Source organism: Maricaulis sp. (assembly GCF_048269565.1).
In the GTDB taxonomy this organism is placed as follows: domain Bacteria; phylum Pseudomonadota; class Alphaproteobacteria; order Caulobacterales; family Maricaulaceae; genus Maricaulis.
Window position 1 is genome coordinate 137,621 of the sequence record NZ_JBLXIK010000005.1, and the last position, 24,407, is coordinate 162,027.

At 65.4% G+C, this 24,407-nt stretch carries 24 protein-coding genes and 1 tRNA gene; 11 read left to right on the forward strand and 14 right to left on the reverse strand.

Annotated features, from left to right (window positions below; all coding sequences use genetic code 11):
* Position 1: 1 nt before the first annotated feature.
* Positions 2–220 carry a phosphoglycolate phosphatase gene (locus ACN0YL_RS11235; RefSeq protein ID WP_091767813.1) on the reverse strand — a complete coding sequence of 73 codons (219 nt, stop codon included), beginning with the start codon at positions 218–220 and terminating at the stop codon, positions 2–4.
* Between the two features lie 249 nt (positions 221–469).
* Between ACN0YL_RS11235 and ACN0YL_RS11240 the strand changes: the two genes are divergently transcribed.
* The 4 genes from ACN0YL_RS11240 (at position 470) to ACN0YL_RS11255 (ending at position 4,448) form a co-directional block, all read left to right on the forward strand.
* Positions 470–544: transfer RNA gene (locus ACN0YL_RS11240), tRNA-Val, on the forward strand.
* A 175-nt stretch (positions 545–719) separates the two neighbouring features.
* Positions 720–1,760 carry an extracellular solute-binding protein gene (locus ACN0YL_RS11245; RefSeq protein WP_417491446.1) on the forward strand — a complete coding sequence of 347 codons (1,041 nt, stop codon included), beginning with the start codon at positions 720–722 and terminating at the stop codon, positions 1,758–1,760.
* 2 nt (positions 1,761–1,762) lie between these two features.
* A complete protein-coding gene (locus ACN0YL_RS11250) occupies positions 1,763–3,385 on the forward strand; it encodes an ABC transporter permease (RefSeq protein ID WP_417498034.1) in 1,623 nt (540 codons plus the stop codon).
* 22 nt (positions 3,386–3,407) lie between these two features.
* Positions 3,408–4,448: an ABC transporter ATP-binding protein gene (locus tag ACN0YL_RS11255; RefSeq protein WP_417491444.1), complete on the forward strand. Its 1,041-nt coding sequence runs from the start codon at positions 3,408–3,410 to the stop codon at positions 4,446–4,448.
* A gap of 67 nt (positions 4,449–4,515) precedes the next feature.
* Here ACN0YL_RS11255 and ACN0YL_RS11260 read toward each other — a convergent pair whose 3' ends face one another.
* The 3 genes from ACN0YL_RS11260 to ACN0YL_RS11270 form a co-directional block, all read right to left on the reverse strand.
* Positions 4,516–5,589 carry a Leu/Phe/Val dehydrogenase gene (locus ACN0YL_RS11260; protein WP_417498093.1) on the reverse strand — a complete coding sequence of 358 codons (1,074 nt, stop codon included), beginning with the start codon at positions 5,587–5,589 and terminating at the stop codon, positions 4,516–4,518.
* A 110-nt stretch (positions 5,590–5,699) separates the two neighbouring features.
* Entirely contained in the window at positions 5,700–6,290 is a 591-nt protein-coding gene (locus tag ACN0YL_RS11265; protein ID WP_417498035.1) for a uracil-DNA glycosylase family protein, read from the reverse strand.
* Entirely contained in the window at positions 6,277–6,534 is a 258-nt protein-coding gene (locus tag ACN0YL_RS11270; RefSeq protein ID WP_417491441.1) for a DUF3253 domain-containing protein, read from the reverse strand. Before ACN0YL_RS11270 ends, ACN0YL_RS11265 begins: the two co-directional genes overlap by 14 nt.
* A 44-nt stretch (positions 6,535–6,578) precedes the next feature.
* On the opposite strand from ACN0YL_RS11270, the gene ACN0YL_RS11275 reads away from it, so the two are divergent.
* Complete coding sequence (locus tag ACN0YL_RS11275) at positions 6,579–7,301, forward strand: acyltransferase (protein ID WP_417498036.1); 723 nt, start codon at positions 6,579–6,581, stop codon at positions 7,299–7,301.
* Here ACN0YL_RS11275 and ACN0YL_RS11280 read toward each other — a convergent pair.
* Positions 7,298–8,587: a NupC/NupG family nucleoside CNT transporter gene (locus tag ACN0YL_RS11280; RefSeq protein ID WP_417498037.1), complete on the reverse strand. Its 1,290-nt coding sequence runs from the start codon at positions 8,585–8,587 to the stop codon at positions 7,298–7,300. The genes ACN0YL_RS11275 and ACN0YL_RS11280 overlap by 4 nt on opposite strands.
* 95 nt (positions 8,588–8,682) lie before the next feature.
* Here ACN0YL_RS11280 and ACN0YL_RS11285 point away from each other — a divergent pair, with 95 nt between their 5' ends.
* Both ACN0YL_RS11285 and ACN0YL_RS11290 read left to right on the forward strand, forming a co-directional pair.
* Positions 8,683–8,895, forward strand: coding sequence for a DUF1289 domain-containing protein (locus tag ACN0YL_RS11285; protein WP_417491438.1), 213 nt, complete (start codon positions 8,683–8,685; stop codon positions 8,893–8,895).
* Entirely contained in the window at positions 8,892–9,581 is a 690-nt protein-coding gene (locus ACN0YL_RS11290) for a retropepsin-like aspartic protease family protein (RefSeq protein ID WP_417498038.1), read from the forward strand. Before ACN0YL_RS11285 ends, ACN0YL_RS11290 begins: the two co-directional genes overlap by 4 nt.
* 62 nt (positions 9,582–9,643) lie before the next feature.
* Here the strand turns inward: ACN0YL_RS11290 and ACN0YL_RS11295 are convergent, their stop codons facing one another.
* Entirely contained in the window at positions 9,644–10,459 is an 816-nt protein-coding gene (locus ACN0YL_RS11295; RefSeq protein ID WP_417491436.1) for a sulfite exporter TauE/SafE family protein, read from the reverse strand.
* Positions 10,459–11,454, reverse strand: a complete 996-nt coding sequence (dusA, locus tag ACN0YL_RS11300) for a tRNA dihydrouridine(20/20a) synthase DusA (protein ID WP_417498039.1) — start codon at positions 11,452–11,454, stop codon at positions 10,459–10,461. Before dusA ends, ACN0YL_RS11295 begins: the two co-directional genes overlap by 1 nt.
* A gap of 134 nt (positions 11,455–11,588) precedes the next feature.
* Between dusA and ACN0YL_RS11305 the strand changes: the two genes are divergently transcribed.
* From ACN0YL_RS11305 to ACN0YL_RS11320, 4 genes are all read left to right on the forward strand, one after another.
* Complete coding sequence (locus ACN0YL_RS11305) at positions 11,589–12,116, forward strand: hypothetical protein (RefSeq protein ID WP_417491434.1); 528 nt, start codon at positions 11,589–11,591, stop codon at positions 12,114–12,116.
* 100 nt (positions 12,117–12,216) lie between these two features.
* The gene (locus ACN0YL_RS11310) at positions 12,217–13,782 is read left to right on the forward strand and encodes an EAL domain-containing protein (protein ID WP_417498040.1); all 1,566 of its coding nucleotides are present in this window, start codon (positions 12,217–12,219) and stop codon (positions 13,780–13,782) included.
* Positions 13,783–13,800: 18 nt separating this feature from the next.
* The gene (locus ACN0YL_RS11315; protein ID WP_417491432.1) at positions 13,801–14,364 is read left to right on the forward strand and encodes a response regulator; all 564 of its coding nucleotides are present in this window, start codon (positions 13,801–13,803) and stop codon (positions 14,362–14,364) included.
* A gap of 61 nt (positions 14,365–14,425) precedes the next feature.
* Positions 14,426–17,074 carry a PAS domain-containing sensor histidine kinase gene (locus ACN0YL_RS11320; RefSeq protein WP_417498041.1) on the forward strand — a complete coding sequence of 883 codons (2,649 nt, stop codon included), beginning with the start codon at positions 14,426–14,428 and terminating at the stop codon, positions 17,072–17,074.
* Positions 17,075–17,083: 9 nt separating this feature from the next.
* Here ACN0YL_RS11320 and ACN0YL_RS11325 read toward each other — a convergent pair whose 3' ends face one another.
* From ACN0YL_RS11325 to ACN0YL_RS11355, 7 genes are all read right to left on the reverse strand, one after another.
* Positions 17,084–17,632 (reverse strand): periplasmic heavy metal sensor, encoded by a 549-nt coding sequence (locus ACN0YL_RS11325; protein WP_417498042.1) that lies wholly within the window; start codon positions 17,630–17,632, stop codon positions 17,084–17,086.
* Positions 17,629–18,033 (reverse strand): hypothetical protein, encoded by a 405-nt coding sequence (locus ACN0YL_RS11330; protein ID WP_417498043.1) that lies wholly within the window; start codon positions 18,031–18,033, stop codon positions 17,629–17,631. Before ACN0YL_RS11330 ends, ACN0YL_RS11325 begins: the two co-directional genes overlap by 4 nt.
* The gene (locus ACN0YL_RS11335; RefSeq protein ID WP_417498044.1) at positions 18,030–18,752 is read right to left on the reverse strand and encodes an RNA polymerase sigma factor; all 723 of its coding nucleotides are present in this window, start codon (positions 18,750–18,752) and stop codon (positions 18,030–18,032) included. Before ACN0YL_RS11335 ends, ACN0YL_RS11330 begins: the two co-directional genes overlap by 4 nt.
* A complete protein-coding gene (locus ACN0YL_RS11340; protein WP_417498045.1) occupies positions 18,724–19,302 on the reverse strand; it encodes a hypothetical protein in 579 nt (192 codons plus the stop codon). Before ACN0YL_RS11340 ends, ACN0YL_RS11335 begins: the two co-directional genes overlap by 29 nt.
* A gap of 71 nt (positions 19,303–19,373) precedes the next feature.
* The gene (locus ACN0YL_RS11345) at positions 19,374–22,244 is read right to left on the reverse strand and encodes a bifunctional [glutamine synthetase] adenylyltransferase/[glutamine synthetase]-adenylyl-L-tyrosine phosphorylase (RefSeq protein WP_417498046.1); all 2,871 of its coding nucleotides are present in this window, start codon (positions 22,242–22,244) and stop codon (positions 19,374–19,376) included.
* Between the two features lie 39 nt (positions 22,245–22,283).
* Positions 22,284–23,720: an ATP-binding protein gene (locus tag ACN0YL_RS11350; RefSeq protein ID WP_417491425.1), complete on the reverse strand. Its 1,437-nt coding sequence runs from the start codon at positions 23,718–23,720 to the stop codon at positions 22,284–22,286.
* A gap of 6 nt (positions 23,721–23,726) precedes the next feature.
* Complete coding sequence (locus tag ACN0YL_RS11355) at positions 23,727–24,398, reverse strand: response regulator transcription factor (RefSeq protein WP_417468915.1); 672 nt, start codon at positions 24,396–24,398, stop codon at positions 23,727–23,729.
* Between the last annotated feature and the right edge of the window lie 9 nt (positions 24,399–24,407).

Sequence of the window (24,407 nt, forward strand, 5' to 3'; positions counted from 1 at the left end):
ATCAGGCGGAGCGACGCTCGCGACCGACATCATTGGCAGGCCGGGTCGGCATGCCATTGACCAGGTTCGACCGCACATCGGTGCGGGCGGAACGCATGGCAGGCATGAAGCCGGCCTCGACGAGATCAACATTCACGTCATAGCCACGCTCGGCCCAGTAAGCTTCAATACGAGCTTTAAGACGGCGCGCGCCCTCTGGCGTGCACAGATCGTTATTCATGAACAATACCTCCAATACGACCGAAGCTTCCCTCGGCCGGGAATTGCGTCCAATCTGATGATAATAAGCGCCGGCGCGCTGGATGCGCTTCCGGTTCGGAAGGGCTGATATAGGGATGACGCTTCTATGACGAGGCAAAATTAGTGTGTCAAGTTGTCGCACCTTGGTCGCAGGGCAGGTGCAGATCGGCATGCACGCGGTGTTGACCGGCTCTAAGCGCGTGCTTATACGAGCGCTTTCCGGGATACCGGGCGATTAGCTCAGCGGGAGAGCACCTCGTTCACACCGAGGGGGTCACTGGTTCAATCCCAGTATCGCCCACCATTTCCACCATTTCCCCAGCTCGAAACAGACCTGACCTGTCACGGTTCAGGGGGCGATTCTGCGCGGGTTTTGCCGTTCGATTTGCGCGGCGGTGCGACCAACCGGTGCGAGCATCACTTGCGAAACGTTCTCAAAAATGTGAGAGGTCAGGCTGATCAATCATATTGGGTGTGCCATGAAAACCGTGAAAATCCTCATCCTAGCCACCAGCGCCTTGCTGGCCGCGTGTTCCCAACAGGCGGTGACCGACGGTGACAGCGCCCGCGTCGTCAACGTCTACAGCGCCCGCCATTATTCCAGTGATGACGCGATCTATGCGGCCTTCACCGAGCAGACCGGCATTGCGGTCAATCTGGTCTCCGCTGGCGGCGACCAGCTGATCGAACGCGTCCGCGCCGATGGCGAGCGCAGCCCGGCTGACGTCATCATCACTGTCGATGCCGCCCGCCTGCACCGGGCCGAGGAAGCCGGCCTGTTTGCGCAGACCGATTTCAGCGAACTCACGGCGACCGTGCCGGCCAATCTGATCGACCCGCAGGGCTATTGGGTGTCCATCGCCAAGCGTGCCCGCGTCATCGCCTACTCCAACACCCGCGTGCAGCCTGGCGAGATCCAGACCTATGAAGACCTCGCCGACCCGCGCTGGCATGGCCGCATCTGCGTGCGCGAGAGCGGCAATGCCTACAACCAGTCCCTGCTCGCCTCGATCATCGCGCGTTCTGGCGAGGAAGCCGCCGAAGCCTGGGCCCAGGGAATTGTCGACAATATGGCCCGCCCACCCCAGGGCGGCGACATCACCCAGATCCAGGGCATCGCGGCAGGGGCGTGTGATGTGGCGATTGTGAATCACTATTATTACGCGCTGATGACCAATTCCGACGAGCCGGCCCGCCAGGCCGATGCCGCCGCGGTCGCCCTCCTGTTTCCCAACCAGCAGACCTCGGGCGCTCACATCAATGTGTCCGGTGTCGGCATTGCAGCGAATGCGCCGCACCCGGCCGAGGCGCGCGCGCTGATCGACTTCTTCTTCACCCACGACGCCCAGCGCATGTTCGCGGAAATGACCAATGAAATCCCGGTCATTGCCGATACGCCGTGGGAAAACCCGACGCTGGCGGCGATGCTGCCCTTCGTCGAGGACCCGCGCAATGTCTCTGAACTGGGCGACCATAATGCCGCCGCCCAGCGGATTTTCGACCGGGTCGGCTGGCAATAGCGATGGCGGCAACAGCCCGCCCGATCAAGGTTCGCGACTGGCTGCCAGGCCGCGCCATTTTGCTCGCGGTGCTGGCAGCAGCATTGTGCGCGGCGCCGGTGCTGGCGGTCGCCTGGATCGCGCTGACCGGTGAGACCGGCGACTATCTGCGCCACCTCGCCGGCACGCGCCTGCCGACCTATCTCGCGACCTCGGCGGTCGTCGCCCTGATCGCCGCCTCCGGGGCCGGATTGATCGGAACCAGTCTCGGCTGGCTGATGGCGCGCACCGATTTCTTCGGGCGCCGCACGCTGGGCTGGGTGCTGATCCTGCCGCTGGCGGTCCCCGCCTATGTCGCGGCCTATGCCTGGCTCGACCTGAGCCATGCCGGTGGACCGCTGCAGGCCCTGACAGGCGGATTATTCCCGACCATACGCGGCAGCTGGGGCGCGGGGCTGATGTTTGCCTTCGTGCTCTATCCCTATGTCTACCTGCTGGCGCGCAACGCCTTCGCCGGGCAATCGGTCGACGCCTATAATGCCGCACGCACATTGGGCGCCGGCCCGTTTTGGGCTTTCTGGCGCACCTCGCTGCCGATGGCACGGCCCGCCATCGCGGCGGGTCTGGCGCTGGTGGTGATGGAGAGTCTGGCGGATTACGGCACCGTGTCCCATCTCGGCGCGCCAACCCTGTCGATCGGCCTGGTCCGCGCCTGGAGCGGCGCCGGCTCGCTGGTCGATGCGGCACGCCTGTCGCTGGTGCTGGTGATGATCGCGATCCTTGTCTTCGGGCTGGAACGCGCCCAGCGCAGCGGCGCCCGCAATATCAACGCCGCCGGCCGTCACAAGCCGGCACCGCGCCTGCGTCTCAGCGGAGCCACCGCGCTGGCCGCGATCGCGGCCTGCCTGCTGCCGCTCGCGCTCGGCATGATCATTCCGCTCGGACGGCTGGCCTGGCTGGCGCTGCGCACCGAGGCCGCGAGCGGCCTCGCCGCCGCCAGTCTGCACAGCCTCACCCTGGCCGGCATAACCGCCCTGATTGCGGCCGTGCTCGGCCTCGCCACAGCCTATGCCCTGCGCAGCCGCACGATGATCGCAACCCTCGCCGCCCGCGCCGCCGGCCTCGGCTATGCCGTCCCCGGTGCTGTCGCGGCGGTCGGCGTGATCGCACTTCTGTCCGGCACCCAGGCCTTGATCGATCCGGCCTGGCGCGCGGCGACCGGTGAGGTGTTCCCGATTTTGCTCACCAGCACCGCCGCGGCGCTCGTGCTGGCCTATCTCTCGCGCTTTGCCGCCGCCGCAATCAGCCCGGCCGAGACGGCGCTGGCGCGGGTGACGCCGTCGCTGGACGGCGCTGCGCGCACGCTCGGCGCGACACGGCGGCGCCGGGTCTGGCAGATCCACTGGCCGCTGATCGCCGCCGGCGTCAGCTCGGCCGGTCTGCTGGTGTTCGTGGAAGTGCTCAAGGAATTGCCCGCGACGATGATCCTGCGGCCGTTCAATTACGACACGCTCGCCATCATCGCCCATAATTTCGCAACTGATGAGCGCCTCGGCGAAGCGGCCCTGCCCTCGCTGCTGATTCCGCTGGTTGCCCTGCTTCCCATGATCTTTGTCGCCCGCTACCTGTCGCGGCAGGACCGCTAGAATGCCTCCCGGGAGAGCCTGCATGGCCAACGCACACACAGGGTTGAGCATTCGCGGCGCCGAACGCCGTTATCACGCGGACCGCACAGCGCTGGCGGGCACCGATCTCGACGTGCAGGCCGGCTGCATCACGGCCCTGCTTGGCCCCTCGGGCAGTGGCAAGTCGACCCTGTTGCGCGCCATTGCCGGGCTGGAACGCCTCGAAGCGGGGTCAATCCGTCTCGGCGACACGGTGTGGGATGACGACCGGACCCACCTGCCGCCGGAAGCGCGCCGGGTCGGCATGGTGTTCCAGGACTACGCCCTCTTCCCGCACATGACGGCGCTGGCCAATGTCGCCTTCGGCCTCGACGGCCCGGACAAGCGGGCACGCGCGCTGGCGCAGCTGGAGGCCGCCGAGCTCGGTCACCGCGCCAAAGCCTATCCGCACGAGCTGTCAGGCGGTGAGCAGCAGCGTGTCGCGCTCGCACGTGCCCTTGCCCCTCAACCGGCCGTCGTGCTGCTGGACGAGCCCTTTTCGGGCCTTGACCGCCGTCTGCGCGGCGAACTGCGCGAGCGCACAATCGACACGCTGAGAGCCGCCGGCGCCACCGCCCTGATCGTCACCCATGACGCCGACGAAGCGATGGCCGTCGCCGATCAATTGGCGCTGATGGACAGCGGCCGCATCATCCAGACGGGCACGCCGGATACGGTCTGGATGAACCCGGTCAGCGCGGTCGCGGCGAAACTGCTCGGCGATGTCGAGATTGTCGAAACCCGTATCAGCGACGGCACGGCCACGACGCCGTTCGGGACGCTCGATGCAGCAGAGTTTGAGAACGGTCAGCGCGTCGACGTCCTGATCCGCCCGCGCGCCTTTGTCCTGACCCCCAGCGAGACGGGCGCCTTCACCATCACCCGCCGCCGCTCGGCCGGGGCTGACCTGAATTTCCGCTTTAGCCGCGGTTCGGATGAATGGACGGCACAAATGCCCGCCCCTTCAACACTCGCCGAAGGTGATCGGGTGACCGTGGCGCTGGCCCCGTCCGGGGTGCGGATCGTGGCGAACGCGCAGCCCTAGACACAAAATCGCCCCCGCCTTGCGGCAGGGGCGATTGATCACTGTCTGGCCTTCAGGCCCTTGTGGCCTACGACGCCTTCGAGATTTTGGCGGACCGCTTTTCCTCGATGCGCTGGCGGGCAATCTCGTCCGCGATGATGTTCGACGGACGGCCTTCCTTGTCGGACTGGTCGAGAATCTCGCCGAGGGTCTGCTCGAGACCCGCCAGCTTGCCCTGGACCCAGGCCGGGTCGAAATCGCCGGCAATCTCGCCCATGACATTGATGATGCCACCGGCATTGAGCACGTAATCCGGCGCGTAGATCATGCCGCGCTTGAGGATTTCCGCGCCCATCTCGCGCGTGGCGAGTTGGTTGTTGGCGGCGCCGGCGATGATCTTCGCCTTGATGCGGCCGATCGTGTCGGGATTGATCACGGCACCGAGGGCGCACGGTGCGAACACATCGGCGTCCTGGTCGTAGATTTCATCGAGACCGACAATCGTCGCGCCATATTCACTCTTCAGGCGCTCGAGACCATCGACATTGATGTCGGTGACGATCAGCTTGGCGCCGGCCTTGGCCAGATGGCCGCTGAGATAGGAGCCGACATGGCCGGCGGCGCCCTGGATGGCGATGGTGACACCGGACAGGTCGGTCTTGCCGAGGCCGCGCTCGATGCAGACCTTCATGCCGCGGAAAACGCCCTCGGCGGTCACTGGCGAGGGATCGCCCGAGGCGGCCTTGCCTTCGGGCAGGCCAACGACATGTTCGGTATGGCGGCGCACGGCCATCATGTCGGCCGGGCTGACACCGACATCCTCGGCGCTGATATATTCACCGTTCAGGCTTTCAACGGCACGGCCGAAGGCTTCAAACAGGGCGACGCGGTCAAAATTGCCCGCCGGCTTCATGATCACGCTCTTGCCGCCGCCGATCGGCAGGTCGGCCATGATATTCTTGTAGCTCATCCCCTGCGACAGACGCAGCGCGTCGTTCAACGCCTCGGCTGATGAGGGATAGGTCCACATGCGGCAGCCGCCGCAGGCCGGACCGCTGACGGTCGAGTGGACGCCGATAATGGCTTTCAGACCTGTCAGCTCGTCGGTGGCGAACAGGACTTTCTCGTGATTGTCAAAAGACGGGTGCTCGAAGACACTCATGAAGCGCAGACCCTTTTTCCATCTGGGCAGCGAGATCGCTGCGAAATCGGGCGCCCGAATACCCTTTCGCAACACAGGATACAAGCGGCGAGAAACACCGCGATCATGGATTAATGTAACAAATCTATTATGCGGCAGCGCAGCAATGGGAGAATTTTTGCCTCAAACCAGGGGTTTTTGCGCAACCAGGCACTATTACGCCAAGAGGGGTGGGGAAGCGGAAGATAATCTGGTCCGAACGCCGCCGCCTCGTGCACTGTTTCCGTCATGGTTTTTCGCATCTGCGAACCGAGGTAAAAGCGCTGGGCATGCAGGCCGACAAGAAGTGTAAGCCGGACATTTTTCAACTCACCGGCGACTTTGCGCTGCCATAGCGGCGCGCATTCCTTGCGCGGCGGCAGGTCCGGGCCCGACTCGTCGAGGCCGGGAAAGCAGAATCCCATCGGCACGATGGCGATTCTGGAGGCGTCGTAGAACACGGGCTCGTCTACCCCCATCCAGTCGCGCAGGCGGTCGCCGGACGGGTCGGCAAAGGGGCGGCCGGAGGCATGAACCCGTGTGCCCGGCGCCTGGCCGACAATCAGGACTTTTGCGGTTGGCGATGCCTGGACGACCGGCCGCGGTTCATGGGGCATGTCAGGCGCGCAAACACGGCAGGCCCGGATATCCGCGAGGAGCTGATCGAAATCAGACGCGGCCAATCCTGTAGACCCCTTTGAAGGTCTCGGCGTCGGCGACCGGCTTGCCCTTGCGCAGGATCGCCACCTCGCCCCTTTGCATCAGGCGGATCGCCGCCTGGCGCACATGGCCGAAGCGCTTGTGCCAATTGTCGGGATCTGCGGCGCGGGCCACGTCCTCCGGCGCAATGGAACGGCCGGCAGGCGCGGCTTTCACCAATTGCAGGATAACGGCTTCGATCGGGTCGTCGGATGATGTATCGGTCATGGGCGATATCTATTCCAGCTTTCCCGCCGTTACCAGAGGCTGCCATGCGCCGCGATCACCGCCCCTACTGGATGCACCGTTTGTGGGAGCAATACGAGGACGCCTGGACACAGCATTTCCTGGCGCCGCATTTCGAGGCGCTGGGCAGCGACCCCAAGATCGTGCGCCCCTGGCATGTCGAGGTATTCGGCCCGAATATCGCGGCCGGCGACAAGCTGCACATCATCGCCAGCGCTGCCGACCCGGTCCGCCTCACCGTCTGGTCGCCGCAGGACAGCCAGGGCCGCATCACTCTAGGCGACGGCGTCTTCATGGCTGGCGGCACGCGCCTGCTCGCGGCGGGCTCGATCGAGATCGGCGATGCCTGCCTGATCGCCCGCGAAAGCGTGATCACCGATTGCGACTGGCATTCCCTCTATGATCGCGTCGATCCGGCGCCGCCCTTCAAACCGGTCAAGCTGGGCAAGAATGTCTGGATTGGTGATGGCGCCTTTATCGGCAAGGGCGTCACCATCGGCGATCATGCCGTGATCGGCGCCCGCGCGGTCATCACCAAGGATGTCGAGCCCTATGCGGTGATGGCCGGCAATCCGGCTCGCCTCGTCAAACGCCTCGATCCAGACTTGCCGATGAAGACAAGACTCGACCTGCTCGGTGATCTCGACGGGCTCGATGCCTTCATGGAAAACGCCTATCGCGAGGCCCTGAAGGACAATTCCACCTTCGGCTGGCTGCGCTCGAAGCTGTGGCCGCGCCGCGGCGACTAGATCGCGAACAGGCTCATCGGGAAGACACCGATCGCCGCGCCGGTCATCAGGGTCGCCAGCGTGCCGGAAACCAGGGCTTTCGGCGCCAGGCTGAGAATGTCCTCACGCCGGCTTGGCGCAATCGCCACCAGACCACCGGTCAGGATGCCTACACTGGCGAAATTGGCGAAACCGCACAGGGCATAGGTCATGATCAGGTTGGAGCGCGGGCTCAACGCATCGCCCAGCCGCGCCAGCTGGTCATAGGCATAGACCTCGTTGAGCGCCGTCTTCAGCCCCATCAGCGAGCCCGCCGTCGTAGCTTCCGCCCAGGGAATACCGGCCAGCCACACGACCGGCGCAAACAGCCAGCCGAGGATGCGATTGGCACTCAGCGGTTCGCCGCCGACATCGGGAAACAGCGCCAGCAGGACATTGGCCAGCGCCACCAGGGCGGTGAAGACCAGCAGCATGAAGATGATGTTGAAATACAGCCGCATGCCGTCGGAGACGCCGGTGGTGAGCGCATCCATCGAGGAATTGTAGATCGGGGCGGGAATCTTCTCCTTCTCGGCCGCCGCTTCCAGCGCCGCGGCATTGGGCTCGGCCGGCATCATCAGGCGCGCCAGCAAGACGGCGGCGGGCACCGAGATCAGCGAGGCGGTGAAGATATGCCCGGCGGCATTCTCGATCACGCCGGTCAACTGGCTGACATAGAGCGCCATCACCGAGCCGGCGACGGTGGCAAAACCGACCGTCATGATCAGGAACAGGTCCGACCGGCTCATCTGGGGCAGGCGCGGCCGGATCAGGACCGGGCTCTCGGTCATGCCGAGAAAGATATTGGCCGCCGCACCGAGACTGGCGGCGCCGGACAGGTTGAGCAGGCGGCGAAAGGCATAGGCGAAACCCTGAACCAGAAGTTCCAGGATGCGCCAGCGCCACAGCAGGGCCGAGAGTGCCGACAGCACGATCACCATCGGCAGGGCCTGGAAGGCAAACAGGAACAGGCTGCCGCCCTCGGGATCGACCACGAAGGGCGACGGCGCGCCCGACAGATAGCCGAACACGAATTGCGCGCCCTCATTGGTCACCTCCTGCAGCACCACGACGACGCCGGTCAGCGATTGCAGGAAGGCGCGAAACGGCGTCACCGAGTAGAGCAGCCAGGCGATCAGCAATTGCATGCCGATGGCGCCGAGCAGCAGGACGACCGGGAAGCGCTTGCGCGGGCCGAGAACCCAGGCGAGGCCGGCAAAAACGAACAGGCCCGCAAAACTGCGCAATTGCAGCGTCATGTCTTCCATCTGGTCCCCCGGAAAATCGCTGCGGCACCCTATTCCGGCCAACTGCACCGCTGCAAGCACTTGCCTCAACGCCCGCGCCGCGAAATGCTGGCGCCATGGCCGAAACCCCGATCAAGACCCCCTGCGTCAAAGTCTGCTTCGTCGACCCCGCAGCGGGGCTGTGCGTCGGCTGTTTTCGCACCCTCGAAGAACTCGGACGCTGGACGAAGTATTCCGATGCCGAGCGCGAGACGCTGCTGGCGGCGCTGCCGCAGCGCGAGGCGGCCTATGCTGCACGAAGCGGACCCGCAAAGGCACCGACACGATGAAACGCTGGCTCCCCCATCTCGCCCTCGCCGCACTGGTGATCGCCGCCGTGCTGCTGGCGATGCGATTCGCGGCGCCCGGCAGTCTCGATGACAGTGATACCGCGCTGCGCCTCGTCTACTCCGCCGGACTGATCGTCCTGATCTCCAGCGGTCTGGTCGGCGCCTTCGCCACCCGGCCCGGCCATGCGGTGCGCGATCTGGCGATCTGGATCGGGATCGGCCTGGTCTTGATGACCGGCTATGCCCTGCGCGAGGACTTCGCGATCATCGCCGGACGTGTGACCGGCAATCTCGTGCCGGCGCGGGCCCAGGGAGAGGCGGGCGGCGAACAGACCATCCGCCGCAATGCCGACGGGCATTTCTACATTGTCTCGGAGGTTGATGGCCGCCCGGTGCTGTTTCTGGTCGACACCGGCGCATCCATGGTCGCGCTCAGCCGCGCCGATGCCGAGCGCGCCGGGATCGACACCGCAGCCCTGCGCTTCAACCGGCCGATCCAGACCGCCTCAGGCACCTCCTCCGCTGCCGGAGTGCGCTTGCGCTCGATGCGGCTGGGAGGTCTGGAACTGCACGATGTCGAGGCCATCGTGATGATCGATGGCGGCCAGTCCCTGCTGGGCATGTCGGCGCTCAATCGCCTGTCCGGCGTCGAAATCCGCGGCGATGAACTTGTGCTGCGGCCCTGACGCTCGGTGGTCGCATTTTCGAACCGCAAGACCGGTGCCCGCTTTTGCTGAAAATGCTCCGGTCAGCCCCCCAGCACCGCTTCCTTGAGCAGCATGCCGCCGACAATCAGCAGGCCGACCGCGAAGAAGCGTTTCAGCGTCGCCGCCGGCAGGTCATGAGCCAGCCTGGCGCCGATCGGGGCGACGAAGAAGGCCGAACCCGCCAGCAGGGCAAAGCCGGGCAGATTCACATAACCCAGCGACCAGGGCACGATATTCGAGCCCCAGCCATTGGCGATATAGCCGATAGCGCCGGGCAGGCCGATGGCGACGCCGAAACCGGCCGCGGTCGCGACCGCCTTGTGGATCGGCTTGCCGCACAGGGTCATCAGGGTAACGCCGAAGACGCCGCCGCCAATCCCCATCATCGCCGAGAGGATACCGATCGTTCCGGCAAGCCCCACGCGGGCTGCGCCGCCGGGCAACTCATCGCGCAGTTTCCAGTCCGGACGGCCGAAGAAGAATTGCAGCGACAGCAAGAGCGCCATGCCGCCGAACAGGCCGGTCAGCACGCGGCCCGAGACCTGGTCGGCAATCACCGAGCCCAGCAGCGTCCCGGCAACAATCCAGGGGCCCCAGCTGCGCAGGACCGCAAAATCGACCGCATCGCGCTTGGCATGGGCAGCGACACTGCGGGCCGAGGTCGCGACGATCACCGCCAGCGAGGTGCCGACGGCAACATGCATCAGCTTGTCGTCATCATAGCCCAGCGCCGTGAAGGCATAATACATCGCCGGCACCATCACGACGCCGCCACCAATACCGAACAGGCCGGCCACAAGGCCCGCGAACGCGCCGGTCGCCGCCATCACGGCGACCAGCAGAAGCATATCGGTCATCAGGCGGCCTCATCTTGTTGCGGCACAGCAGCGCTGGCCTCGTCGAGCACGTCGAGTCCGGCGCCGGGGCGGCCGGCTTTTTCCGACAGGATACGGCGCCATTGCCGCGCGCCCGGCAAGCCCTGGAACAGGCCCAGCACATGGCGCGTCATCGAATGCAGCGACACGCCCTCATCGAGGCGGGCCTGCACATAGGGCTGATAGGCGCGCAAGGCGTCATGGCGCGTCGCGACCGGATCGGGGCGGCCGAAAATCCGCGAGTCGACGCGGGCCAGCACCCAGGGATCATGATAGGCGGCGCGGCCGATCATGGCGCCATCGAGCCCGTCACTTTCGGCGATTGCCTGGTCAAGCGTTTCCAGCCCGCCATTGAGGATGATCTCGAGCTCGGGCCGATCCCGTTTGAGGCGATGGACCAGATCGTAATCGAGCGGCGGAATGGTGCGGTTTTCCTTCGGACTCAATCCTTTGAGCCAGGCCTTGCGGGCATGGACGGTAAAACTCGTCACCCCGGCCGCCGCGACGGTATCGATAAAGCCGGGCAAGGCCGTCTGCGGGTCCTGGTCGTCAACACCGATCCGGCATTTGACCGTCACCGGCACATCAACCGCATCCTGCATCGCCCGGACGCAATCGGCGACCAGTTCGGGTTCCTGCATCAGACAGGCGCCAAAACGGCCCGATTGCACCCGGTCGGACGGGCAGCCGATATTGAGATTGATCTCGGCATAGCCAAAGCCGGCCCCGATCCGCGCTGCCGCCGCGAGATCCTCCGGCACCGATCCGCCAAGTTGCAGCGCCACCGGCTGTTCAAGCGGGTCAAAGCCGATAATCCGCTCCGGATCGCCATGGATCAGCGCCTTGTCGACCGCCATTTCCGTATACAGCAGGGCATGCCGGCTCAGGACACGGTGAAAGGCCCGGCAATGCCGGTCGGTCCAGTCCATCATCGGTGCCACGCTGAGGCGGCGATCAGGATTTCGATCAGAATTCATGCTGCCCCATAGCGCGCGAGCGCCGCGCCCGCAATTTGTGTCCGCCGCCCTGCTCGCAAAAGCATCAAATACTGCCGGCCGGATTTACCCCGTTTCAATCCGCTTGTGTTCATGTCGCACTGCAGGAGGACGACATGGCCAAGGCACTGTTCCACAAACATCAACGCGTCTATGTCGCGCCGGTCGGCACCTGGGCGATCGTCGAACATGTCAAACCGCACTGGGTCAAGGATGTCGAGGAGCCGGTCCGGATCTATTATGATTGCGGGCTCGGGCGCGACTTCACCACTCATGAACTGGCGTCCGAACAGGTCGAGACCGTTGATGGCGAGAACTGGCGTGTGCTGCGCGCCAGGAACAAGTGGCAGAGCATGGAAGAGTGCAGCCGCCACCCCTTCCCCGGCACCTTTCCTGTCGTGGTCACGGATCCGAAAGACTGGGGCGGTTGGCGTGTCCCGGCGGCCGAGTATGACCGCGACCCGAACCGGATCGAGGCCCAGGCCCGCCTGATCACACGCAGCCCCGGCCTGCTGGAACTCGCCGAACAACTGGTCCAGCTGGCCTCCGACGACACCGAACTGCCCGATTCCGTGTCCGCACTGGCGCGGCGCGCCGGTGAGCTGGTCCGCGAGATCAGCACCAAACCGTCGCCCGCCCCGTAATGCCACGCGCCCGTTTGGGTTGTTGGCTCAGCGGGTCTTAACGACCCTCTAACGATTTCGTAACAAGACTGTTTCAATTCTATAGATGGAACATTCTGTTATGTCATTGATTGAGCAGAGAAACCGTTTCCTGTCTTTCGCCTTTGCTGCCGCGGATGTTCTGATCGAAACGGATCTGGACGGGATGACCTGCTATGCCGCCGGCGCGACCGCCACGCTGGGCGAGCCCGCGATCGAGACCGGTGTGTTCGACTTTGCCCAACGGCTTGACCGGACCTCGCGCGCCATCGTCAAGGCCTTGATGCGCAGCCTGAAGCCCGGCCGCCGTGTCGGGCCGGTCCGCGTTGCAGTTGGCGGACGTGAGGCGCAATTGAGCGCCTGGATGCTGGGTGATGACAAAAAGATCCGATGGACGATGTCCTTCACCGCGCTGACAGCGCCAACCGAACTCGATCCGCAGGCCTTTGCCCGCACAGCCCAGAGCGCGATCACGCGGGCCCGGGAATCCGGTGTTCCGATGAGCATGTCAGTGCTGCGCATCGACGGAATTGACGATATCGATCGATTGCTTGGCGGCAAGCGCGCCGAAATGCTGCGCCAGGCTATCGCGGCAGAATGCGGCGCTGCGGTGGGTTCTGAAGGCCTGGCCAAGCGTGTCGATGCCGCCAGGACCGCGCTGATCCATCCGGCCAGTGCGGATCTGAAAACACTGCGCGCGGATATCGAGGCCCTGCTCGGTGACAACCGTATCGAGGACACTGTCGTCCGGCTTGAGTCCATTCCCGACGCCCCCGAGCTTGAACCGGATGTTGCGATCCAGGCCTTCCTGTATGCCGTCAACCAGGCCGCCGACAGCGCCAATGTGCTCGACGTGACAAGCTTGCAGCGGGTCGCGACAGAAATGCTCGAGGACACGCAGCGCCGGATGAACGAGATCCGCGCCACGATCGCCGGCCGGGTCATCGAGCCGCACGCCCAGCCCATCGTCTCGCTGGAAACCGGCAAGATCGAGCATTACGAGTTGCTGCTCCGGCTCCCCGGTGGCCAGCCCGTCTGCGACAGCGTCTGCTTCGCTGAAGGCACCGGCCTGATCCACGAAATCGACATTGCCATGGTCGAGATCGGCGCCAATTTCCTGCGCGATGATTTCGATCGCCCTGCCCTGGCGGTCAACCTGTCGGGCCGCTCGCTGGAGAACCCGGTCTGGGGCAAGAAATTCCTGCAAATGCTGGCCGACCTGCGCATTGATCGCAGCCGCCTGAGCTTCGAGCTGACTGAAACCGCCTCGGTCCGGAACGTGAAGGCTGCCAATGCCATCATCCAGAAGATCCGCGAGCGCGGCCACAAGGTCTGCCTCGATGATTTCGGCGCCGGTGCCGCGGGCTTCCAGTATCTGCGCGATTTCCCGGCCGATATCGTCAAAATTGACGGTTCCTATATCCGGCGCCCGCAGCTGGGCGAACGCGACACCGCGATCCTGAAGGGGATGGTTTCGCTGTGCAGGGAGCTGAAGCTCGAAACAGTCGCCGAAATGATCGAGACCGAGCAACGCGCCAAGCAAATGCAGGCCCTCGGTGTCACCTATGGGCAGGGTTACTATTTCGGTAAGCCTATTCCACTTAAAGTGCTCACTGATCCGCGGCGCAAATCCACGCGCGCCGCATGAGGCGACGTTAGGTAGAGCATGGCCGTAGATCTGAGCCGGTTGAAAGTCCTCGTCGTCGACGACAACGGCTACATGCTGACCATCCTGCGCACCCTGCTGCACGGTTTCGGCATCAAGAATATCTTTGAATCCCGCGACCCGGCCGAAGCCTTCGACACGGTGCGCGCGGACGCGATCGATATCATCATCACCGATTATCAGATGGACATCCTCGACGGGCTCGATTTCGTGCGCCTGGTGCGCACTGCCGACGACAGCCCCAACCCGATGATCCCCATCGTCATGATCAGTGCCTATTCCGAACGTCGCCGTGTCCAGAAGGCACGCGATGCCGGCGTGACGGAGTTCTGCTGCAAGCCGGTGACCGCGCGCGACGTGTTCGCGAAACTCACTTCGGTGATCAACACGCCGCGGCCATTCATCCGCAACAAGAGCTATTTTGGCCCCGACCGCCGCCGGGCTGGCGTCGAGCAGCCGACCTATCGCGGGCCGGGGCGGCGCGCGAGCGACCAGGTTGAGGCCACTTCCGGCGAAGAGGCGGGTGACAGCAATGCTGACCAGGGCGGCGCGAACGCAGCGTGAGTGCCTCCAGCCCGATGATCGACTGTCGACAGAGCCGCCAAACGCAACGTAGTTTGGCACCATGATTCAGGATGCCCCCCGCAGCGACAGAGCGCGCAAGGTCGAGGCTGGCTCGCAAAGCCCGGCTGCGGCCGAAGCTGCGCGCGCGTCAAAGCCGCGCCGCAATAGTGGTGCGGGATGGATCATCATCGCCATGGTCCTGTTTTCACTGGCTTATGGCGGCATTCTCCTCGTCAAGATCCAGCAGGAACGCGAAGCGCTGGTCAGCGAGGCCGAGCGCTCCCAGGCCAATGCTGCCGGTTATCTCGCCGAACGCGTCACCGGGCGCCTCGCCGAGGCGCGCTATGCGCTGTCCTTTGCCAGCACCGATCTGCGCAATACGCCGATGCGCGATATCGAGACCGTGGCCCGCGCCCGCCTCGCGACGCTGGCGGATTCGGAACTGATCGCCGAACTGGCCCTGTTGCTGCCCGATGGGCGCGTGCTGGCGTCCGGCGAGACCGATTCCGGCCTGCGCGAGATCGCCGGCACCGCGCTGGACGCGGCCTCAGGCTTCACCACGGAAATCACCGCAGACGGCCAGGCCTTTCTCGTCCTCGCCGTTCCCGCCGAGCTCAGCGATGGCACGGTCGGTGCCTATGTGGCACGCCTGCCCGCCCTGGCGGTCCTGCCCGACTGGGGCGAGGAACGCGTCGTGGCGCTGGCCGACGGCGTCGGCGGCATGCTTGCCATCCGGCCACGCATTACCGGCGCGCGTCCGGGCACGCCCCTCGCCCAGCGCTTTGGCCTGACCCACAGCTTCATCCAGCGGCTGGCAGCGGGCGGCGGCGGTGCGACATCACAGGCGCATTTCGGTGAGGAACAGGTCACCTTCGCGGTCGCCCCGATCACCGGCACCGAGCTGCACGTCTATGCGCTCGGCGCCATGCGCATCAACCAGAATGCCTGGTACCGGACCCTGTTCTTCTACGGGCTGATGTTCATCGCACCGATTTTCGTGGCGATGGGGCTCAGTGCGCTGGTCTTCATGCAGATGGGGCGCCTGCGCTCGACACGGCAGCAACTGGCCGACAATGAACAGCGTTTCCGCTTCGCCATCGAAGGCGCGCGCTGCGGTGTCTGGGACTGGAATCCCGATGCCGACACCGTTTTCGTCACCGACTCGCTGGCCCGCATTCTCGGGCTCGGCGATGCGGTGCAGTGCACAGGCACCGAATTCCTCAAACTCTTCAGCCGCCCCGATCGCGAAAAACTGCGCGCGGCGATGCGCGGCGCGCCGACCGGTGGTGAGGTTGATCTGGAAGTCCTCGCGGCCTCGGCACCGGTCTGGCTGCAGATGCGCGGCGGCATTCTCAACGAGGCCGGTGATGCCACCAAGGCACGCATTGTCGGCGTCGCGATCGATGTCACCGACCGCAAGGGCGCGCAGGCGCGCGTCGTCGCGGCCGAGACCCGGCTGCGCGCGGCGCTGGAATCGATGACGGAATCCTTCGTGCTCTGGGATTCCCGCCAGCGCCTGGTGCTGTGGAACCGAAAGTTCCGCGACCTGTTCAATTTCTCCGATGGCCGACTCAAGCCGGGCATGTCCTACAGCGCCGTCGAACAGGCCGCAGCCCTCGCGATCAAGGCCGTGCATGGCGACACCGACGGCACCGAGGCCTATGATATCGAGCTCGCCGACGGGCGCTGGCTGCACTATTCCGAGCGCGCCACCGCCGATGGCGGCCTGGTCAGCGTCGGCGCCGACATCACCGCCCTCAAGCACCATGAGGCGGCGCTGACGGAGAATGAGGCCCAGCTGCGCAAGACCGTCGATGACGTCAAGCGCAGCCAGGCGCGCATCGCCGACCTCGCCAAGAAATATGAGGAAGAGAAGATCCGGGCCGAGGAAGCCAACCGCTCGAAGAGTGAATTCCTCGCCAATATGAGCCATGAATTGCGCACGCCGCTCAACGCCATCAATGGCTTCTCGGAAATCATGTTGCGCGAAATGTTCGGTCCGATCGGCGACCAGCGCTATGTCGGCTATATGAAGGACATCCTCGGATCGGGGCAGCATCTGCTCGAATTGATCAATGACATCCTCGATATGTCGAAGATCGAGGCCGGCAAGATGCAGCTCCAGACCGAGCCGACCGATGCCGGCGACTTGGTCGACCAGTGCGTGCGCATCGTGCGCGGCCGTGCCGAGGAAAAGCAATTGCGCCTGCATGCCGATGTCTCGGACCTGCCGGAGATCGAGGTCGATCCGCGCGCCTTCAAACAGGTGATGATCAATCTGGTTTCCAACGCCGTGAAGTTCACGCCCGAGGGCGGACGCGTCACCATTCGCGGCTTCATGTCGGGCCTGGGTGTCGCCTTCCAGGTCTCCGATACCGGCATCGGCATTGCCGCCGACGACCTGCCACGACTGGGGCGGCCGTTTGAACAGATCGAGAGCCAGCACTCCAAGAGCCATCAGGGCTCAGGCCTCGGCCTGGCGCTGTCGAAATCACTGATCGAGCTGCACGGCGGCTCGCTGTCGATCGATTCCCGCCTCGGCGAGGGTACGACGGTGAGCTTCGTGCTGCCGGTCAGCCAGAACCAGCCGCTCGAATCGACGCCCGCCCCGGCACCGGACACGGGCCTCGATGATGCGGACGCCTACGGCGATTATGAGGATGAGTTCGTCGATCAGCCGCTGCAATCCCGGCTCACCGCCAACGAATAGCGAGCCCGGCTAGTCCCGGTCCCCGGGACCGCGGGGCGGGCCATCCCGCCGCGGCCCGTCCCGGCGGCGGCGTTCGCGGATGGACGAGCGGCGCCCGGCTTCCAGCGCGGCAGCACGCACCTCCGGGTCGAGCCCGGCTATAACCTCGATCAGCGACGCCTCCATCCCGGCTTCAAAGCCCAGTCGGATTTCGCGGACTCGTTCCAATGCGGCCTGCGCGGCCTCCGGATCAAAGGGATTGGCGGCGAGCACCTCATCGGCCTCGCGACGTGCCTCCCGGGCCTCACGGCCCAGCTCACGCATCGTCTCCATATTCTCGCGCAGGCGCCGGCCGGCCACCTCACGTTCAGCCTCCGGCAGGGCCTCCAGGAATCCGCGCACATTGAAGCCATTGGACATGGGCCCCTCATGCGGCGGCGGCCCGTCAGGGCCAGCCCCACCGGGTCCGGCGCGCCAGGACGGTCCGTCAGCGCTGCGATGGACGACAAAGCCGATCAGCGCGCCATTGAGCAGTACAGAGACCAGCAGGGCGGCAATCCAGGGTGTGGGCGATCTCATGCGTCTCCTCCCAGCCAGTCAACCCAGTCCTCATCCAGACCGTTGAAGGCATCGGCATAATAGGTTTCGACCTCGTCAGCCGGTGAAATCAGGGCGCCGCTCGAGAAGCCGAGCATGACACCGATCACCAGCGCCGCAGCCGCCGCCATGGCGGGAGCGTGCCAGTTCCACACTGCCGGTTCGGGCAGGCTGCGCAGGATGCGGCGCTCAAGCAGGTCGCTGGCGCGGCCGTCACCACTGCCGAGCATCGCATCAAGTTCCGCCTCGGCTTCCAGCTCCGCCAGGACATCGCTCCGGTGCCGCGCCGCAAAGGCTTCCGCCTGCGCGCGCTCGGCCACAGGCCAGCGTTCCGGGTTGGCGCCATAGGCGCTCAGGATCTGGTAAAATCTCTCTTCAGTCATGGCTCTACACCTGTCTGCGATGGTTCGGGCTGACGATAGCCTGACATCAATTCCGTGGCCTCTCCGATCAGGATGGATCGCAGATTCCGCCGCCCTCGCGCCAGAAGGGACTCAAGGGCCTCGACGCTGACCGACATTATCTCTGCCGCATCGATATTGCTCATTTCCTGGAAATGCACGAGTTCCATCGCCAGCTTTTGCCGCTCGGGCAATTGCACCATGGCTTCGGCAATCCGGTCCTGGGTCTCCGACCGCACGATGGTCGCTTCCTGGTCGAGCGCCGGATCACGGCGCTCCGGCAGGGTTTCCGGCAAGACCTCGCGATGCTTGCGCCGGCGGTCGTGACAGAGATTGATCGCGATCCGGCTCATCCAGGTCGAGACCTGAGCCCGGCCCGCCTCCCAGCGCGGCGCCGCCTTCCAGACACGAATGAACGTCTCCTGGGCGATATCTTCCGCCGCAACCGGGTCATTGAGCATGCGATTGGCAAGCCCGATGATGCGCGGCAATCGCCGCTGCATCAAAAGGCTGGCGGCAGCGCGGTCACCATCGGCAATCCGCGCCATGAGGGCTTCGTCGCTCTCTCCACCTGTCATGTGCTTCGCCATGTTGCGGGTACGGAAAGGCATCCTGTCATTGCTGACCTGGACTTCACTTGCCATTCCGCACCCGTCAAACATGGCAAAGTCACTAGTTGCGCCACCAGCGACGGCGATCATGACGCTCGTCGGCAGCCGCGTCCAGTTCCTCCGGCGTGATCACGCCATTGCTGTCGGCATCAAGCCGCGCAAAGCCGCGATGTTCCACGGCCAGGAACTCGGCACGGGAGACGCGATTATCGCCATCGGTGTCGGCATCGCGCGGACCGCGCTCACCGCGTCCACCGCGGTCACCACGTTCACCACGCTCGCCACCGCGGCCCATGCGCCGGCGGCCTTCGCCATCGGGACTGTCACCGTCGTCAGCGCGCGCTTCGCGCATGTCACGCATGCGCTGGCGGATCGGGGATTGATCGGCCTCGTCGAGATAGCCATCGCCATTGCGATCCATCCACTCGAACATTTCGGCCTGCAGCGCATCGACTTCAGCCTGGGTGATCGAATTGTCACCATTGGCATCGGCCAGACGCAGCATCATGGCGCCGCGTTCGGCACCGCCGCCATGGCGGCCTGGACCATCATGACCACGACCGGGTTGTGCCTGGGCTGCCGTACCGGCCATGACAATGGCGGTTCCGGCCAGCAGCATTGTGAGCATAGATTTCTTCATCGGAATTATCCTGTTTCAATGTCCTCGCTGTCCCTTCAACGCGCGGCCAATACAATTCCGTCGCCACCCTGTCAGTTTTTCTCCAGATACCGCGCAAACAACGCCCGCACCCTGTTGCAGCGCGCGTCGAGATCGGCGCGCAGACCGTCGAGGTCCGGCGCGCCGGCCATCGCCACAAGGCTGCGCGTGAAACCGGCGCTGGCACCGGCCGGATCGAATCCTGTCCCGTGCGCGGCACGCAGCAATTGCGCGATACCGAGATAGAGGTGGAGGCACTCATTGAGGAAGGCCGCATCCCGGCCCGCAATCAGCCCGGCCTGCGCCAGCGCCACCAGGGCCGGATTGGTGGAATTGCGAACCATATAGCCGTCCGGCGCCGCCAGCAGCTGCAGCGTCTGGACGATGAATTCAATGTCCTGCAGTCCGCCGACCCGGCTCTTGATATCCCACTCGCCCTGCGCAGGCCGTGCGGCCTCGAGCCGTTCGCGCATTTCGCGCGCATCCGCCAGCAGCGCGTCGCGTGGCCGTACACGGGTCAGCGCCATCTCGATCGCGCGCGCGACCTCGGCCTCAACTTCGGCGTTACCGGCCACCACCCGCGCCCGGGTCAGCGCCATCAGCTCCCAGGTCCAGGCTTCCTCGAGATAATACTGCCCGAAGCGCGCCAGCCGCACGGCGACCGGGCCTGCCTTGCCCGAGGGGCGCAATTGCATGTCGACCTCGTAGAGCTCGCCCTCCTCGGTCGGGGCCGACAGGGCGCTGATCAGGCGCTGGGCAAAGCGCGAGAACCAGGTCTGGGCCAGCTCGCCGCCATCATAGATGATCATGATGTCGAGATCGGAATCGGCCGCCAGCTCGCGCCCGCCCAGCTTGCCCATTCCAAGCACGACATAGCGCCCCGGCATTTCGCCCGAGCGCCGCACCGTCTCGCGTTCCGCGGCGCGGGCCATGAATTCCACCGCCGCATCGGCCACCGCGGAATAGGCTGCGCCGGCGGTCTGGGCGTCGGCGGTGCCGCGCACGATCTGGGTGCCGATGCGGAAGCGCTCCTCACGCACCAGCCGCCGCGCCGCATTGAGCGCCGCCTCATAGGTCTCGCAAGCCGTGATCTCGCTGCCGAGCCGGTTGCGGAAATCATCCGGCGGGTCCTGGGCCAGCGGTACCGAGAAACGGTTGTCCAGCATCACATCGAGCATGTTGGGCCGGCGCGCGAGATCGGCGGCCATACGCGGCGCCAGGGTCAGGATCGAGATCAGGTCAGCCGCCAGCCCCGGCTCATTGACCAGCAGCGAGAGCGGCTGCACCCCCATCGGCAGATTCTCGAAAAAGGCGGCGAAACGGATGAAGGCGGCATCGGGCTCGCCGGTTGCCGCCATGATATCCACCAGGCGCGGCGCGATCTGCGCCAGCAGGGTCCGGGCGCGTGGAGAGCGGGCCGCGCGCACCTTGCCGCCCGCCCAGCCATTGAGCCGTTTCCACACCTGCGACGCCTGCTGGAAACCGAGCCTGTGCAGTGTCGCCAGGGTGTCGGGCGTGGGTTCGACACCGGTGAGGATCAGGGTGCCCGCTTCCGATGAGAGCGAGGCATCATCCTCGAACTGGTCGGAGAAATGGCCGTGAACCCGGCGCAGCAGCGCCTCGACCGCAGCATCGAACGCCGCCAGATCGCCATAGCCGGCCATCGCCGCGACGGCGCGGCGGTCCTCATCGCGCAGCGGCAGGGTCTGGCTGGCCTCGTCCTGGCGCATCTGGATCCGGTGTTCCCAGGCGCGCAGGCTGCGATAATCCTCGCTGAGCGATTGCAGCGTGGCCGCATCGACGACGCCGCGCGCCTCCAGCGCCGCCAGCGCCTTCAGGGTTGGCGAGACCCGCACACTGGGGTCACGGCCGCCAAACACCAATTGCGGCACCTGGGCGAAGAATTCGATCTCGCGAATACCGCCGCGGCCAAGCTTGAGGTCATGGCCGGCCGGCTGGATCTCGCCGCGACGCCCGACCGTCTGGATCTGGCGCGCCAGGCCGCGGATATCCTCGATCGCCGCAAAATCCAGCGCCCGGCGCCAGATGAAGGGCTGCATCTGCCCGAGATAATCCTGCGCCGCAGCCGCATCGCCGGCGCAATAGCGCGCCTTGATCCAGGCGGCGCGCTCCCAGGTCTGGCCGAAGGATTCGTAATAATTCAGCGCCGCATCGGTCGAGAGCACCAGCGGGGTCGCGCCCGGATCAGGCCGCAGGCGCAGATCGGTGCGGAAGACATAGCCGTCGGCGGTGACCTCCTGCAGCGACCGCACGATTGCCTGCATCAGGCGTGGCAGGCGCTTGCGCGGCTCCTCCTCTGCCGGCATCGCCAGCCGCTCGGGATCGAACAGGGCCACCAGATCGATATCGGACGAGTAATTGAGCTCGCCGGTGCCCATCTTGCCCAGCGCGAAGACGAACAGGCCCGGCAGCGGATTGGCGGCATCGGTGACCGGCAGGAGCCGCCCCGCCTCTGCGGCAAAGCGGACATGGGCGAGCAGGGCCGCCTGCACGGCCGCCCCGGCGAACGCCGTCACCGCGCCGGTGACCTGCGCCACGTCCCAGCGTCCCGCCAAGTCGGCCAGTGCGACCAGCAGATGCATATCCGCCTTGGCCTGGCGCAGACCGGCATCAAGGCTGGCGATATCGGCCGCCTCTGCCCCGATGGCCCGCGCCGCGGCAATCACCGCCTCGAGCCGTTCGTCAGCGCTGTCTCGGACACAGAGCGCCAGCCCTTCGGGCCGCCGCTGGGCCAGGCGTCCGAGATAGGGCGCGGCGGCGAAAACGCTGTCGAGAAAGGGGCGCACCGCGGCGATCGCGGTCTGTACGTCCTGTGGCAGGCCGGCGAACAGGTGTTCACATTGCCCGGCCATTGACCCGGGCAAGGCAGGCAGATCAGGCGTGAGCAGGGCAAGGTCGGACATGGGCTCAAACTGGCGTGATTGCCCGGTCGGGGAAAGCCCCTAGGACTTGATGTCTTTGGCCGCGGCAGGAAAGCTGAGCGAAGCGCGCAGGCCCGGCCCGTGCTCGCCCTCGACCACGCCGGGGCCTTCTTCAATCCGGAATATCCCGTTGTGGATATCGCTGATCGCCTGCACCAGCGACAGGCCGAGGCCGGACCCGGGCAGGGTACGCGAATTGTCCAGCCGGACGAAGCGCTGCACCACGCGCTCGCGATCGGCTTCCGGCACACCCGGACCGGTATCGGTGACGGACAATTCAATCATGCCATCAGCCGTCTGCCGCAAGCGCAATGTCACGGCACCGCCGGACGGCGTATATTTGACGGCATTGTCGAGCAGATTGGCCAGCGCCTGTGACAACAGCCCGCGATCGCCGAGCATGGTGAGGCCCTGCTGCACCTCGCTGTCAAAGGAGAGGCCCTCGTCCTCGCAGACCGGCTGGTAAAGCTCGGCCAGATCGGTGGCGATATCGGCCGGATCCAGGCGCACCAGGGCGCTGCGGCTCTCGCCGGCCTCCAGCCGCGACAGGGAGAGAATGGCGTTGAAAATGCCGAGCAATTCATCGGTGTCGGCGACGGCGCGCTCGAGTGCCTGCTCGCGCGCCTCGATATCGCCATCCTCGCGCAGGGCCTCGTCGAGCCGGTTGCGCATGCGCGTCAGCGGTGTGCGCAGGTCATGGGCGATGCTGTCGCCGGTATGACGCATGCGATGCATCAGCGCCTCGACCCGGTCGAGCATGGCATTGAAATTTTCGGACAATTCGTCGAGCTCGTCGCCGGTGAAATTGCGCGGTGCCCGGCGTTTGAGGTCGCCGGCCTTGACGCTGCGCGCGACCGCATTGATTCCGTCCAGACGGCGCACGAAGCGGCGGCTGACGAATATTCCCGCCGCCACACCCAGCGCCAGCGCCAGGGCCGATGCAGCCAGAATGGTGTTGAGCATCCGCCCGACCAGGCGGTTCTCGTCGTCGACATCGAGGCCGACAAACAGGCGATAGCCGCTGGGCAGTTCGAGGATCTGGCCGCGGCCGGCGCGGTCATCCTTGTCGGTCTCTTCGGTCCCGCCGGCGGGCGGACGCCGATAGGTGAAACGCACCCGCCCCTCATCATCGGGCTGGACATCAGGCAGGCCGGACAGATTGCCCGACAGGGCCCGCCCGGACGGGTGAACCAGCAGATAGAGATAGTCGGCACCGCCGCCGACGGTGCGCTGCAGGATATAGCGGTTGATGTCGCGGATACCGCCGACCTGGAAACGCTCCTCAAGGACGGCGACCTCATCCTGGATCGATTCATCGGCGCGACGCATCATCATCCCCGCCGACGCCACATAGACGAAAGCGAGGATGACGAAGCTGGAGAGGGCGAACAGGCCGGCCGACAGGAGGGTTTGCCGGAAGGCCGTCGTTCTCAGAAAGGCGGCGCCGCGATTGCTCACGACCGATCAGGCCTGCAGGCGGTAGCCGGCCCCGCGCACCGTGTGCAGCAGCGCACGCGGGAAGGGCTTGTCGATCTTGGAGCGCAGGCGCGAGATATGGACATCGATCACATTGGTCTGGGGGTCAAAATGATAGTCCCACACCTTTTCCAGCAACATGGTCCGTGTCACCACCTGGCCGGAATGCTTCATCAGGAATTCCAGCAGGCGGAATTCGCGCGGCTGCAGCAGGATTTCCTCCTCGCCGCGCACAACCTTGCGGGCGAGCAGGTCCATCTCCAGATCGCCGACCACCAGCCGGGTCTTGACGGCGTCAGGGTCACGGCGCCGGGCCAGGGCCTCGACGCGGGCGAGCAGTTCGGCGAAGGCGTAGGGCTTGACGAGATAATCATCACCGCCAGCCTTCAGCCCCTCGACGCGATCATCGACCTCGCCAAGGGCCGAGAGGATCAGCACCGGCGTGCGGACATTGTCGGCCCGCAACGCCGCCACCATGGTCAGACCGTCCATGCGCGGCATCATCCGGTCGACGACGAGCACGTCATATTCGGCGGCGCGGGCCATTTCCAGGCCCTCTTCCCCGTCGGGGGCGTGGTCGGCGACATGGCCGGATTCGCGCAGGCCCTTCCGGATATAGTTGGCCGCCTCGCGGTCGTCTTCAACGATCAGAATGCGCATGGCTGTGTC